The organism is Desulfosoma profundi (assembly GCF_055387865.1).
The window spans coordinates 40,372-54,455 of sequence record NZ_AP042420.1 but is presented as its reverse complement, the minus strand read 5'-3'; the positions used below and the strand labels follow the sequence as shown (position 1 = coordinate 54,455).

Sequence of the window (14,084 nt, the reverse complement as noted above, 5' to 3'; positions counted from 1 at the left end):
TTCATGATTCCCAACCGACGCGGGAGCGGCGCAGAAGGAAGATGAAAAAGGGCCCCCCGAGCAAAGTCGTGAAGATGCCGATGGGAAGTTCAAAGGCGGTGAGAGACCGGGCGAGATCGTCCATCAAAAGGAGGTAGACGCCCCCGAAAGCGAAGCACGCGGGGATGCCCACGCGGTTGTCCGGCCCGAGAAGCATACGAACCATGTGCGGCACCACCAGTCCGACCATGCCTATGACGCCGGCCGCCGCGACCGACGCCGAGGCCGAAAGGGTCGCCGGAATGAGCAACAAGATTTTTTCTCGCTCAGGATGCACCCCGACGGCCCATGCCTCCTGATCCCCCAGGGCCAACACGTTCATGCGCCATCGCCTTAAAAAAAGCATCACGGCGCCCAGACCGAGAAAGGCCCATGAGTCGCCAAGTCGTTTCCAATCGGCGTTGTGCAAATTTCCCATAGTCCAGTGGACGATAGTCTGGAGTTTGAAAGGGTCGGTCATAAATTGGACAATGGTCAACAGCGCAGTAAAGATTCCGGAAACAATGATGCCCGAGAGCACAAGACTCACTGAGCTGCCGCCCCTGCCCACCTTGCCTAACACGTAACTGCATCCGACGGCCAGCACGCCGCCCAAAAATGCTGTGGCATACACGGGAAGCCACATGGAGGCCAGGGCAACGGCAGCACCGAAAGCGGCCCCTGAAGAAAGCCCCAGGAGGTAAGGGGAGACCAAGGGATTTCGAAACATGGCCTGCAAGGCGGCGCCGGACATGCTTAATGAACCGCCCACCAAAAACGTCAGCAGAATGCGGGGGATTCGGACATCCCAGACGATGGCGTGGACAAGATCCGCGTTTTCCCCGAAGGAGGTCAGTCCCAGGTGGGCCACGAACCACCGGAGCACGTCGGATGCAGTGATGGAATCGGCCGGACCTATGAACAGGGACAGGACAAGCGACGGCCATGGAAGGGCAAAAACGGCAATCCGCCTACCTCGAGAAGACATCCGCGGCGACCTCAGCCACATCCGATGAATTGTAAAGTTTTTCGAGATACGAGATCTTGCGCCGTTTCAAGTCTTCGTCGAGGAAGGCGACCGGGTGGAGCCAAGAAGCGACGGTCAACACCGCCAAGGGGTATTTCAGCGTCCACAAATCATTGCTAAAGATGTCCGGGAGTTCATAGACGAACCCGTTTTGGACGGCTCGAACTGAACGCCAACGCGACGCCCCCAAGATATGGGAGGGATCCCGCTTTTCGTTCGCCCACATGACAACAACTTCCGGATCGGCCTTCAGCAGGCTTTCCCAATGCACCACCAGATGCTCCCGGGGCATGTGCTCAAAAACATTGCGACCTCCGGCCGCCTCGATGAGTTCGTTAACGGTTGAATTGCCCCCGGAAGTTTCCAGATCGCCCTGAACCCACATGAAATAAACTGACGGTCGATTCGGGTTTCCAAGGGAATGCACTTTATCCCGGACCCATTGCCGCTCTTCTTGGGCAAAACGGATAAGAGCCGAAGCCCGCTCGGTCCTTTCCGTGAGCATCCCCAAAGCTTCTATTTCACGATGGACATCATCGAACCTCTCGATAAACACCCCGAAGACCGGAATGCCTTTGCTTTCCAGAGCGTGCGCGGCTTCCGATTGGTGGGCCCAAAGCAGGACAAGATCGGGTTTCAAGGCGGTAATGGATTCGAGGTTGATGAAGTCCCAGTTGCCTGGAGCTGGGAGGGTACGGGACCGGATCCGATCATCGAGAGCTTCGTAATACGGCCGCACACTTCCGTCGTACACGCTCTTGGGCACTCCAACGAGGCGGTCCTTCACCCCCAGCATGTACAAGCCGGACAGCGCACTTTCGATGAGGCACACAATTCTTGTGGCAGGTCGCGGCAAAACAATCGTCTTGCCGCGAAAATCTTCGACTCGAACAGGCGCCGCCGTGGCCGTTTGCCATGTCAGCAAAACGGCCACCGCAACAGCCGCCGGAAGCCACGCCGCCCACGCCGTAAACCGTCCCATCCGGTATTGCGGCCCAGGGCTTCCATCCACTCCGAAATGATCCGTTTTGGGCACCACCACTCCAGATTTATCTAAAAGACAAGTTTGACGCCTCCCGTGAAGGCAAAACCGGGATCTTGGAACTGCCACGGCATTTCGTATTCATTATCGGTGAGATTGTAGAAATGCCCATAGACCGAGAGGCTCGTCGTGTCTTTCTTCATAACGAGCTTTTCCACAGAGGCGTTGAGCACTTCGTAGCCGCTGAAACGATTGCGGTTCTGTTTTGAGGTGCTGTCGTATATCCTTCCAGCCATGTGAATATAGATGCTTGCCCGGATATTGTAAGGGAGATCAAGATCCACGCCGATGTTGCCCATATGATCAGGCACAAACGGCACATCAGCACCATCCATGTCCGGGTCCATATCGTTTTCGATCTCTGTTTGTGTATAAGTATAGTTGGCAAAAAGTTGAAGCCAGTCTAAAGGCCTGTATCGTGTTTCCAATTCAATGCCGTAGGACACGGTATCTCCCGCGTTGATGTCCTGCGCCTGAGACGGGGTTTCACTCACGACCACTTGAACGATGTTATCCTTGACCTTGTTGTAAAATCCCCTGGCCCCAAAGTTTAAAAGTCGGTAAGGCTTCCAATCGAGACCAAGATCAGCGCCGATTCCGGATTCGGGTTCGAGATCGGGATTGGGCAACCGCCCGTCTTTGCCCGGGACGCCTCGGTCCGAAGCCTTCAACGTGCCGCCGACCGAATGAATGGAAGGTGCCACGAAGCTTGAGCCTGCATTGGCAAAAACCGCCAGGTTGTCTAAAAGGTGATGGCGCACCCCGGCACTCCAGAGCCACTTGTCCCATGACGTGGAATCATCTTCGGGCTGCGTACCGCTCAACAGATCCACATCATGTCGTGTATAGGCATAGCGCCCTCCCAGCCGAAATGTCGTCTTTCCCCAGACGAACTCCTCCTGAGCATACACCCCGTATTGCAGAGCGCACGCGTCGTTGGTCACCGAGCGCACCCCGGGGTTTGTATAGGTTTTATAAGACGCCGTCTGAAAATCGGTGCCAATGGTCAGCAGACTTCCATCCAAATGTTCAAAAGCGACAGAAAAATCCCCCGGAACGATCTCTTGGCGCACGCCATTCTCTTCCCGCAATGTCAGGCTTGACGGGTAGTTGTCTTCTTGCCATGTGCGGTCGTAATTTCTGTATCCCAATTTAAACGAGGCTGTCGTCACTTCGTTCACAGGCAATTGATAAGCCGAATTGACAGTCCAATACTCATGGTCAAAACCGCGTTTGGGTCGCCCCGCATCGCCTTGATGCATGGTGTGGTGCGCAAAAACGGACGCTTTGTGACGTTCGTCGCCGTTAATGAACCAGGTCATTTTGCCGTAAAACTTTGTTTTCTGATACTCAGGGTCATCGATCATGTTCAACCAGGATGGCTTGGTGCCATAGTTCGTGTAGTCGGAATCCTCCAGGGTGCCTCCCAGGAAGAAGTGAACATCTCCCACCGGCTGCTGGTGCAAGAAACGCGTTTCGAGAGTGTTCCAACTTCCGTAGGAGGCATCGATGAGGGTTTGCCTTTTGTCGAAACGCTCTTTGAGAAAGATATTGGTCGTTCCTGTAAGAGGGCTTTGGTTGCCGGCGAAGTCCATGCCCAGATAGTTGGGGTAAAGCACGGCAGCCGGGCCCCGTTGGACTTCGATGCGATCAAACGTCAGCACTTCCAGGCTTTGAGGCTCCACAAATACATCAATGGGCAAACCTTCAAGCAGGTAAGTATTATATTTTTGCGACAGCCCGCCCACGGAACCCCAGTTGGCGTCGTTTCTGGACAAGGGATTGGCGAACACCCCAGGCTGGTAGATCAACCAATCCGCGACATTCCCGTGACCCGAAACAATCCTGCCAAGCTGCTCAGAATCCACCGTATCCACTTTCTGGGTCACGTTCCCCGGTGTTCGTGGCAGCTTGGAGGCCGTCACCACCACAGGCTCCAAAGATTCGGCACCGTGGAGTGGGCTTCCAAAGCCCAAAACCCAGAGCAACATCACAGCGGCACTCACCGCACCACAAAGGCCTCTCCCCCGCATCGTCCTCTCCTCCTTAGCATGCAATACGCCCCCTGACTCGGCAGAGCCCGAGTCACCAATGCATGGACAGAAGATGCCTTCGTGGCACGATTTGTGAGATTTTTCATCTTCGGATGGTGGATCATCTCTTACAATGAGCGGGCTTAGCGCGTCAACTGTTGAGTCCGCTCTCACCCGGTATGCCCAAGAAAATTCCGTCCACCGAGGGAGTAGCCCCCGAAGCCCTTCAAGGCCTGGCCGGTTTCATGGACTGGATCGATTCTCAGCCTCAGTTGCGAGCAGGCGGTCCCGCGCCCGGAAGACCAGCCCATGCACAGATGACCTTCTCGAAAAGGCGACCAAAAACAAAAGGCTCTTATCGTCGAAAATCTCATGCTTTGCGCCTGGCTGCCGATGACTCAAACCGCCAAGGGTTCGGACATGGCAGGTCCTAACCCACCTCTGAGCCTCGTGACGTGTCTCCGATTTTCAAAAGATCAACGAGCAAGCCTTTTCCTTCACACACGCCCGCCGTTCATTTTACGAGGGGAAAATCTTTCTCGGTCTTGGGCGAAAGGAGCGAAAGCTCCGGCTCGCAGACCGCAACACCACTTCCGGGTTTCAAAAAACCGAACACGGGCGCATTTCTGGGGGTATTTTCTCACTAGCGGGATCCACAACGCCGCGCTGCCCCATGGTATTGGCAGCCTTGAATCAAGGTCTTTCGCCGTCGCACCGCCGGCGTCGTCCACTCCGCGGAACACCTTTGACACGGTTCCAGCATCACGTCCACGTGGGATGACATGCTGAATCGAGAGGCGGATTTAGCCCTGCTCAGGGCAGGTTCGCATCAAATCCGGCCTGGCCGAACTTTTCGGGAGAGACGTGGGCCGGGTATGGAGAAGATGCGCGCGGAAGGGAACCGACGGGCACTCAACGAGGGACAATCCCTCTCCGGGAAGAATGGAGATTCCATTGCACCGTGGTTCTGGAGGAGCGCGGAGAAGCGCGGTGGTGACGGCGGGCCCCGCGGACACCCGGAACGGTCTCGGACCTCTGCCTGCGCCGGAGGGGTCGACCCGACGATCCCACCGTTCCACAGGGAATCGTTTCGATGTCATCACGCACCGCCGTGGGGCCTTTCGCGATCGCCTGCATCGCGCGATGCAGGGGGTTCAAGCGTCGTGCACGATCCAGCCTCTTTGCCTTCTCGGTGCTCATTTTGCCTATGAACCTTGAGGTGCAAGGCAGCCTTGCTCAACATGTGGGCGCTCACCGGAGCCGTGATAAACAAAAAGAAAGTCACCAGAATCTCGTGCAAGCTCAAGGTGTTGCCGCGGATGAGAAAGAAAAGAAACGACGCCGTGAGCATGCTTCCGATGCCCAGGGTGGTGGCTTTGGTCGGCCCATGGAGGCGCATGAAAAAGTCCGGCATGCGCACCAAGCCGATGGAACCCACCAGGGCCAAGGCCGCTCCCAACAACAGAAAAAAGGCGATGACCATGTCGCCCACAAGAGGCCATGCCATCATTCGATGATATCTCCTCGCAGCAGATATTTGCACAGAGCCGTGGTGGCGATGAACCCGCTCATGGCCAAGACGACAGCACTTTCAAAGTAAACCTGGCTCGGATAATAGACGCCCAGAAGAACCAAGAGGGCGATGGTGTTGATGTAGAGGGTGTCCAGAGCCAGTATGCGGTCGGGCATGTCCGGACCTCGCACCAGGCGCCACAAACACAACAAGAGGGCCACACACATCATGAAGAGCGCGGCGACACAGGCTGTCCACAAGATCATGGAAAAATCTCCTTCAAGGGGTCTTCATACCTTTGGCGAAGGCGGCGCACCAAGGCCGACGGATCCGGGGCGTTCAGGCAGTGGATGAGCAGGCATCGGCGGGTGGAATCCACATCGACGGTGACGGTGCCCGGCGTGAGAGAGATGGTGCAGGCGAGCACAATCACCGCGAATTCATTGGTCAGCTGCCAAGGGAAGGTGATAAATGCGGGTTTCATGCGTTTTTGGGGGCCCAATACGAGAACGGCGACTTGGAAATTGGCCGCAACCACATCCCAGACGAGCCGCATCACATACTGGAGGATTTTCAGCGGCTTTCGCACGCCCACTCCCGGCCAAAAAGCCAGCGTCACGTGAGGGATGATGAGGCCCAGCCCCATACCCACAGCCAGCGTGGCCCCTCCCACGTCGTTGGAAAGCAGGACCCAGGTGGCCGCCAGGATCCCAGTCAGCACCGGTTGAGGCACCCAACGCCTCATGGCGCTCCTCCTGCCACGATCATTCCCAATACACTGGACACATAAGCCCCGGGGTCCATGACCTGAGCGGCAGTTTCCAGACAAAACGTGCTCACGGAACCGGCGCCCAGCACCAAAGCCGGGCTCATGGCCAAAAGCAGAGTTATGGGCCACCAAAGACGTGCATGGTGGTCCGTGTCATGGGGTTTTCCCGGCTCGTCCTGCCAAAAAATCACGCTTCCCGCGCGCTGCAGGGCCACCACCAGGGCCAAGCCGGACAACAGAAAAACCGCCCAAATCCCCACGGTGACAAGCCCTTTGCCCATTGCGGCTCGAAGCAACAGCACCTTGGCCGTAAACCCGCTCAAAGGCGGGACTCCCGCCATGGCAAGGGCCCCGATGAAAAAAAGTGTTCCCAGCAAGGCCGGCTTCGGCACTGCGCTCGCTGGGACGAGTTCACTTCCCCGGTCGCGATGGCGGGCCGTGACGTCCGTGAGCAAAAAAAGCGCCGCCGTGACCAGTGTAGTGTGTATTAGATAATAAAGGGATGCCGCCATGGCTTCCAGGCTGTAAAGGCCGATTCCGGCACAGAGCGTGCCCGTGGAGACAAGCACCCCATAAGAAACCAGGCGTCGCAGGTCTGTGGAAGCCAGCGCGCCTGCAGCCCCCACGAGGACTGTGACCAGTCCAGCCGGCACCAGCCAAGAATTTGCCACGTTGGCCGTCCAACCGGGTGCGCCTTGAGCAATCAAGGGCATGACCCGCATGACCGCATACACTCCTGCTTTGGTGAGCAGAGAGAACAGAGCGGCGACCGGTCCAAGAGCCGCCGCATAGGTCTCCGGAAGCCAAAAGTGAAAAGGCACGACGGCACCCTTGAGGGCGAAAACGATGAGCAATAGGGCGGCGGCCGTGCGTACCAGGCCGGCATCTTCAGGCCGAACCGACGCCATCTTGACCGACAGATCGGCGAGATTCACTGTTCCGAGCACACCGTAAAACAGGCCCACGGCGAGAAGGAAGAGCGAAGAGCCCACCAGGTTCACGACCACATAGTGAAATCCAGCACGGCTGCGCACGGAAGACGTCCCCTGAAGGAGCAGCCCGTAGGAGGCGATGAGAAGAATTTCGATGAAGACGAAGAGGTTGAAAAGATCGCCGGTGAGAAAGGTGCCGTACAGGCCCAGCACTTGAAATTGGTACAGAGCGTGAAAGCCTCGTCCCCGGGTGTCATCGCCCAACGTCGCATATCCAAAAACGACAAGCGCCACGACGGCTGTGAGCACCAACATGAGGGCGGCCAGACGATCGACCACCAGCACGATGCCGTAAGGGGCCGGCCAATTTCCCACACTATAAACCAACGGGGCGTTTGAACCGCACGCTGCTGCGGCCAACTTCCAACAGACGAGCAGCTCCGCCACGCAGGCCACGGCACTGATGGATCGCTTCCAGGCCAGGTTCGAGCGGGCCAGAGCCAGGAGCACGCCGCCGGCGGCAAGGGGAATCACAATGGGGGCCGCCACCCAGTGGTTCACTCCGCCTCCTTCCCTCAATCGTCCACTTGATCGGATCCGGAGACGGCACGGACGTGCAGGGCTAAAACCAAGACGAAGGCCGTCATGGCAAACCCGATGACGATGGCGGTGAGCACCAGGGCCTGAGGGAGAGGGTCGGCAAACCGAGGCCCCAAATCCGTCAAAGGGGGTTCATTGGTGTGCAACCGTCCCATGGCGAAAAGAAACAAGTTCACCGCGTAGGAGAGGCTCACCAAACCCAGCGCCACGCAAATCATCCGCCGGTCCAGCAGGAGATACACTCCTGCGGCCGTCAGCACACCCACAACACCCGCATAAAGCGGCTCCATCAGTCCACCTCCCCGCGGCTTTCCTTTGGGTGAGGCACCTTGTCCGGCCCCACACTCAACCGCCCCAGTCCCACGAGTATGAGAAGCAATGTGCCCACCACCGTGACAAACACGCCCAAATCAAAGGCCAGCGCTGTGGTGACCTCCCAGTCGCCGAGCCCTGGTATCCGGGCGTGCGCCCACCACGAGGTCAGGAAAGGTCGGTCCACGAACCAACTCCCGACGCCCGTCGCAAGAGCGATGAGGATGCCTGCGGCGATCCACGGCAGAATGCGCCGGCGCAGCCGCGCTTGTGTCCACTCGATGCCGCAGGCCATGTGCAGCAGGATGAGCACCGTGGCCACCACAAGCCCGGCCACAAAGCCGCCCCCCGGGCGGTTGTGGCCTCGAAAGAAGAGAAAAACCGCCACAAGGAGCGCCAATGGCGTCAAAAGGCGGGCAATATGGGCGAGAAGCGGTGGATGGAGCTCCCCTGCACGATTTTTCAAATCGTATCCGGACGTTACCCCATAGCGGCGCACGCCGTCGAGAAGTCCGAAAACACCCAAAGCGGCGGCCGCCATGACCGTGATTTCCCCTAGGGTGTCAAGACCTCGAAAATCCACCAGTATGACGTTGACCACATTGGTTCCTCCGGCAAGCGGTTTCCCAACCCTGAGAAAGTAATCGGAGACGGGGGCATAGGGACGGGTGAGCACCCCAAGTGTCGCAGCGGCGGCCCCAGCGCCCGCACACACAGCCAAGGCGACATGACGGACGTTCCGCCACGGCGAAGCTTCCGGCGGAGCCTCTTGAGGTAGGAAAAACAGAACCAAAAGAAACAGAACCGTAAACACCATTTCCACGGCGATCTGAGTCAGGGCCAGGTCCGGGGCCGAAAAACGCACGAAGGTGAGGGTCACCACCACTCCCGTGACCCCGAGGTTGAGGATCGCCAGAAACGGACGGGCACGCCAGACAACGGCCGCCAGCGTGGCGGTTCCAAGAAGCAGGGCTCCGACAAGAGCCGGACCGTCGGGCGACGATAGGGTCAAAGGCCCCAAGAGTGTGCCTGGGGAATCCACGAAGGCGAAGGCTCCCACCGCCACCGCGGAAGCAATGAGCGCACTGAGCGACCGCGTCACAGAGGTTTTACCCAACACTCGCGTGAAGTCGCTCGCCGTGGAAAGGGCTCGATCCAGCAGTCCGTCGAAAAGCATGGCCCCGGTCCATGGGGGGAAATGGGTATCGTGGAGCTGAAAGAGGCGCTTTCGGAAGGTGTAGAGAATAACACCGCAGGCCATGACGACGACGCTTAAAACGAACGGAGGTGTCAGCCCGTGCCATAAAGCCAAGGAATAGTCGGGGGGCGGGCCCATGAGCAGCGCTGCGGAGGCGGCGTTCAGAAACGGCCGCACAGTCCGGTCTGGGAAAATGCCCACCAAAAGACACACGGCGGCGAGAACAGTTACGGGCACCTTCATCCACGCTGGAGCTTCGTGGAGGTCCCGGGGAAGATCACACCGCGGCCGGTCGAAAAACACGTCGTGAATGAATCGAAGGGAATACCCCACGGCAAAAATTCCCCCCACGGCCCCCGTAAGGGTCAGCGCCAGGCGCACCCCGCCCGAGTGCTGCTGAGCCAGAAGCTCGTCAAAAAACATCTCCTTACTCAGAAAGCCGTTCAACAAGGGGACTCCCGCCATGGCCGCCGCGGACACCGTGGCCAGCATCGCCGTGTACGGCATACAAAACCACAGGCCGTTGAGGCGCCGCATGTCCCGTGTGCCCGCTTCATGGTCGATGATCCCCGCCGCCATAAAAAGAGAGGCTTTGAAGGTGGCATGGTTCATCACGTGGAAAACGGCCGCCACGGCACCCAAAGGCGTTCCGAATCCTAAAAGCAAAGTGATCAAGCCCAGGTGGCTTACCGTGGAATAGGCCAGCAGTTCTTTGAGATCGTGTTTGAACAGCGCGATATAGGCGCCCACAGCCAAGGTGCACGCCCCCACGCCGGCCACAAGCCCAAACCACAGGGATGTGCCCGAAAGTACAGGAAACAGCCGGGCCAGAAGAAATACGCCGGCCTTCACCATGGTGGCCGAATGAAGGTAGGCGCTTGCCGGCGTCGGTGCCGCCATGGCGGCGGGAAGCCAGAAATGAAAGGGGAACTGGGCCGACTTGGTGAAGACCCCTAGAAGAATCAATATCAGGGAGATCGGATAAAGTGGGTCCGTGCGCACCATGTCGCCCGTACCCAGAAGGTGGGAGAGGCGGAAAGTGCCGCCCATATGCCCAAGGACCAAAAGACCGGCCAGAAGCGCCAACCCACCTCCCACAGTAAGGATCAGGGCCAACCGAGCCCCGCGCCGTGCTTCCAGAGACTTGGTATCGTAGGCCACCAGAAGAAAAGATGTGAGGCTCGTGGCTTCCCAAAAGAGGAACAAAAGGACGAGGTCGTCGGCCAAAACCAGTCCGACCATGGCCCCGGCAAAAAGCAGCAGTAGAGAGAAAAAACGGCCCAGTCGATCCGTAACGTCCATGTAGTAGTGGGCATAAAGAACCACGAGGAGGCCGATGGCGAACACGAGGGCGCAAAAGATCAATGACAGTCCATCGAGGTGCAGGGAAAATTCCAGGCCCAAGTGCGGAATCCACGCGCGGTGAAACGCAAAAGATTTTCCGGCGAGAACAGAAGGACATAGAACTGTCAGGAATCCTAGAGGCACCGCAAGGAAGAGCGTCGCCAGCCACGCCGCCGTGGCCCGCCCGTGCATGGACCCCAGAAGAACAAACAAGGCGCCGACAACAGGACACCCGACCAAAAGCAGCAAGAGATTCATGAACCTTCCTGCATCGCCACCGCCGAGGATACGCGCGGCCGATGGTTTTTCCGCTTTCCAAGCCGTGGTTGCAGCAACCCGGGCAATAAGGGTTTATATAAGCAGCCGCACGCCGCTAGGTCAAAAAAAACCGGACGAGTCCCTGGCCGTGGGCGCAGCGGCACAGCGGTCCACGCACTGAAAATGGCGCGAGGCGCTCGAGAAGATCACGGGCGAAGGGTTTCCCGAACGCCGGATAGGGCATGGGCAGACCCGGGTTCAAAAAAGCCTGATTCCCTCCAAATTCCGCCATCGGTCTAGTGTTGTCGGCTCATGGGTTTTGAATCGATGCGGGCTCCGGCCAAGAATACGGTCGGCTCATGCCCCTCGCCTGTCGTGAATCTGTAGGGGCAGACCCCCGTGCCTGCCCGCAAATCGCGCCCCGGGGGGGGTGTCGGGGCAAACCTTTGGGCCTGCGCGGATGTTCCCCCCGTGCTTTCCCGATCTCCCTGTCCGGGGGGCTGTCGTCGCGGGCGGCCACGGGGGGCCGCTTCTACAATGTCATGATTTGGGCAGGTCGGTTCCCATGGGGCATGCCCCACACGAACACCCCAACGGATACCTTGAATGTGTAGGGGCAGGCCCCCGTGCCTGCCCATAATCGGTTCGCCACCCGGGGGATGTCGCGCCCGGTGTCAGGGCGACCGCGGGGGATCGCCCGACGAGGACGCCGCCGCCGTGGATGGCCTTTGGCATACCGATAAACCTAAATCTGTAAGACGAGACGACCCGATCTGCCGGGAACCCAATCAATGAACCCGCCGGTCGGAAATGTCATAGCACCCCCCAAAACGTAAAAGAGGCGGGCACAAGAAGCGCACGTAGATACCCAACCTCACCGATCAAGGCCAATTTTCCACAATCTGGAAATTGCAAAACGGCCTATGGATGCCGCAAAAGAACGATAAAAGGGACACGCCCCATCATGGCGAAGCACCCCGGAAGACGTGTTCATGTCCGCACGGAGGTTTGAGGCCACAGGCTGGGTTTCGGAAACGCCGAGCTGCATGGGCGGAAGGCTTCGAGGCCCTTCGCGATGAAACTCAAAACAAGCGAAACGTTTTTCCATGAGGGATCGCAAAGGGATTCAAAAGTTCGCAAAGCGCCGCCTTCCAGAGCCTTACGAACGCAGAGGTGGATCGGTGCTGTTGAAGCCTAAGGCTTCAGGGGGGTGACGGCTCGGGCGCTTATATGTGGTCCGGGCTCATGCCTGCCGGGATGCGGGGTGATGGAGGGATCCAGGACGTCTGAGGAGGGAGATCAAAACTATGAGACGGAATCTGTGCAGTCGAAGATACGAAGTGAGCTTTGTCACACCTGCTTTCTTGGGGGGAGCCGACCAATCGGCCCAATGGCGCGTTCCACCATTTAAAGCGCTTGTGAGGCAATGGTGCCCTCTGTGCCAATGAAGGTGAGTCACCTACCCCTTGTTAAATTTGAGTTGGGCGGGTAGGAGACAGGATCAGATGACATCAGTTCAGAATCGGCAAACGGGGGTAGGAATGGGGGTAACGGAAGGGGCCAGTAGGGCGTCTGGAGTTGCCCTCATGGCGACCAATCTCAACGCACCGGATCCGGAGGTCATGGAAAAAAAACGTCGCCGCAAATTCACGGCTGCTTATAAGTTGCGCATCCTCGAGGAAGCCGATGCCTGCACATTGCCTGGGCAGATCGGCGCCCTTCTCCGCCGGGAAGGCCTTTATTCATCGAATTTGACCACGTGGCGCAGACAACGAGATGAGGGGCAGCTCAAAGCATTGTCTCCCCGAAAACGGGGGCGAAAAGCGAACCCGGACCACCATCTTGCAAAACGTGTAGCCCAATTGGAGCGGGAAAATCAGCGCCTCAGAGACCAGATCAAAAAGGCGCAGACGATCATTGAGGTTCAAAAAAAAATCTCAGACCTCATGGGGATTCCCCAACCCAATCACGAAAGCGACGAGAGCAACTTATGAAAGCGGCGGTCCAATTGCGAACCGAGGTGGGAACCGTCCAGGCTTGTGATGCTTTGGGCATTGCCCGAGCAACCTTCTATCGTAGACTGAAACCCACCAGAGCCCAGGTAAATCGTCCGGCTCCGCCGTTGGCTCTTTCGGATCAGGAGAGGCAAACGGTGATAGACCTACTCCACTGCGAGAGATTTCAGGATGCTGCCCCTCGCCAGATCTTTGCGTGCCTGCTTGATGAGGGGACGTATCATTGCTCGGTGCGCACGATGTATCGCATTCTGAAAGACGAACATGGAAGCGTCAAGGAGCGTCGCCGGCAGGTGCAGCGCCCCGCTTACGAAAAGCCCGAGTTGCTCGCCACCCGCGCCAACGAGGTTTGGTCGTGGGACATTACAAAGTTATTGGGCCCCGTCAAGTGGACCTATTTTTACCTTTACGTGATCATGGACATCTTTAGCCGCTACGTGGTGGGATGGATGGTTGCCCACCGGGAAAGTGCGGCCCTGGCAAAGAGGCTCATTGAGGAGACCTGCAAAAAGCAGGGTATTGTTCACGGCCAACTTACAGTTCATGCGGATCGGGGATCCTCCATGACCTCGAAGTGTGTTGGCCAATTGCTATCGGACTTGGGGGTCACCAAAACCCATAGCCGGCCTCATGTGAGCAATGACAATCCCTATTCGGAAGCCCAGTTCAAGACCCTCAAGTACTGTCCGCAATTTCCAGGACGTTTCGGTTCCACCGAGGATGCCCGCTCCTTTTGCCGGAATTTTTTCAATTGGTACAATCGAGAACATCGCCACTCGGGTCTCGGGCTGGTCACACCGGAGCAGTTCCATTACGGGTTGGCGCCTCAGATCGTGGAGCATCGTCAACAGGTTCTCAAGCAAGCATTCGAGGCCAATCCTAGCCGTTTCAAAGGCAAGATACCCAGGCCTCCAGCATTGCCGACTGCCGCCTGGATCAACAAGCCTTCAAGCGACGCTGTAAGAGTCTAACATTTTACCGGAGGTGTCTCATTTTCATTGACACATTCCGGTGGCGGATCGT

10 protein-coding genes are annotated in these 14,084 nt (G+C 57.9%); 1 reads left to right on the top strand and 9 read right to left on the bottom strand.

What is annotated here, in order from left to right; all coding sequences use genetic code 11:
• Position 1 precedes the first annotated feature (1 nt).
• From ACZ5K9_RS00155 to ACZ5K9_RS00115, 9 genes are all read right to left on the bottom strand, one after another.
• Positions 2 to 1,006: a FecCD family ABC transporter permease gene (locus ACZ5K9_RS00155; RefSeq protein ID WP_464272418.1), complete on the bottom strand. Its 1,005-nt coding sequence runs from the start codon at positions 1,004 to 1,006 to the stop codon at positions 2 to 4.
• The gene (locus ACZ5K9_RS00150; protein ID WP_464272417.1) at positions 990 to 2,081 is read right to left on the bottom strand and encodes an ABC transporter substrate-binding protein; all 1,092 of its coding nucleotides are present in this window, start codon (positions 2,079 to 2,081) and stop codon (positions 990 to 992) included. The genes ACZ5K9_RS00155 and ACZ5K9_RS00150 overlap by 17 nt, the downstream gene beginning before the upstream one ends.
• Positions 2,082 to 2,098: 17 nt before the next feature.
• Positions 2,099 to 4,120, bottom strand: coding sequence for a TonB-dependent receptor plug domain-containing protein (locus tag ACZ5K9_RS00145; RefSeq protein WP_464272416.1), 2,022 nt, complete (start codon positions 4,118 to 4,120; stop codon positions 2,099 to 2,101).
• A gap of 1,099 nt (positions 4,121 to 5,219) precedes the next feature.
• Entirely contained in the window at positions 5,220 to 5,627 is a 408-nt protein-coding gene (locus ACZ5K9_RS00140; RefSeq protein ID WP_464273912.1) for a Na+/H+ antiporter subunit G, read from the bottom strand.
• On the bottom strand, positions 5,627 to 5,899 hold the full coding sequence (locus ACZ5K9_RS00135) for a K+/H+ antiporter subunit F (protein WP_464272415.1): 273 nt from the start codon (positions 5,897 to 5,899) through the stop codon (positions 5,627 to 5,629). The genes ACZ5K9_RS00140 and ACZ5K9_RS00135 overlap by 1 nt, the downstream gene beginning before the upstream one ends.
• Positions 5,896 to 6,378 (bottom strand): Na+/H+ antiporter subunit E, encoded by a 483-nt coding sequence (locus ACZ5K9_RS00130; protein ID WP_464272414.1) that lies wholly within the window; start codon positions 6,376 to 6,378, stop codon positions 5,896 to 5,898. The genes ACZ5K9_RS00135 and ACZ5K9_RS00130 overlap by 4 nt, the downstream gene beginning before the upstream one ends.
• The gene (locus tag ACZ5K9_RS00125) at positions 6,375 to 7,895 is read right to left on the bottom strand and encodes a monovalent cation/H+ antiporter subunit D (RefSeq protein WP_464272413.1); all 1,521 of its coding nucleotides are present in this window, start codon (positions 7,893 to 7,895) and stop codon (positions 6,375 to 6,377) included. The genes ACZ5K9_RS00130 and ACZ5K9_RS00125 overlap by 4 nt, the downstream gene beginning before the upstream one ends.
• Before the next feature lie 14 nt (positions 7,896 to 7,909).
• Positions 7,910 to 8,224: a Na+/H+ antiporter subunit C gene (locus tag ACZ5K9_RS00120; RefSeq protein ID WP_464272412.1), complete on the bottom strand. Its 315-nt coding sequence runs from the start codon at positions 8,222 to 8,224 to the stop codon at positions 7,910 to 7,912.
• Positions 8,224 to 11,046 (bottom strand): monovalent cation/H+ antiporter subunit A, encoded by a 2,823-nt coding sequence (locus ACZ5K9_RS00115; protein WP_464272411.1) that lies wholly within the window; start codon positions 11,044 to 11,046, stop codon positions 8,224 to 8,226. Before ACZ5K9_RS00115 ends, ACZ5K9_RS00120 begins: the two co-directional genes overlap by 1 nt.
• Positions 11,047 to 12,632: 1,586 nt before the next feature.
• On the opposite strand from ACZ5K9_RS00115, the gene ACZ5K9_RS00110 reads away from it, so the two are divergent.
• A protein-coding gene (locus ACZ5K9_RS00110) for an IS3 family transposase (protein ID WP_464271224.1) occupies positions 12,633 to 14,032 on the top strand; the annotation gives its coding sequence in 2 pieces (ribosomal slippage) (positions 12,633 to 12,984 and positions 12,984 to 14,032; 1,401 coding nt in all).
• Positions 14,033 to 14,084 lie beyond the last annotated feature (52 nt).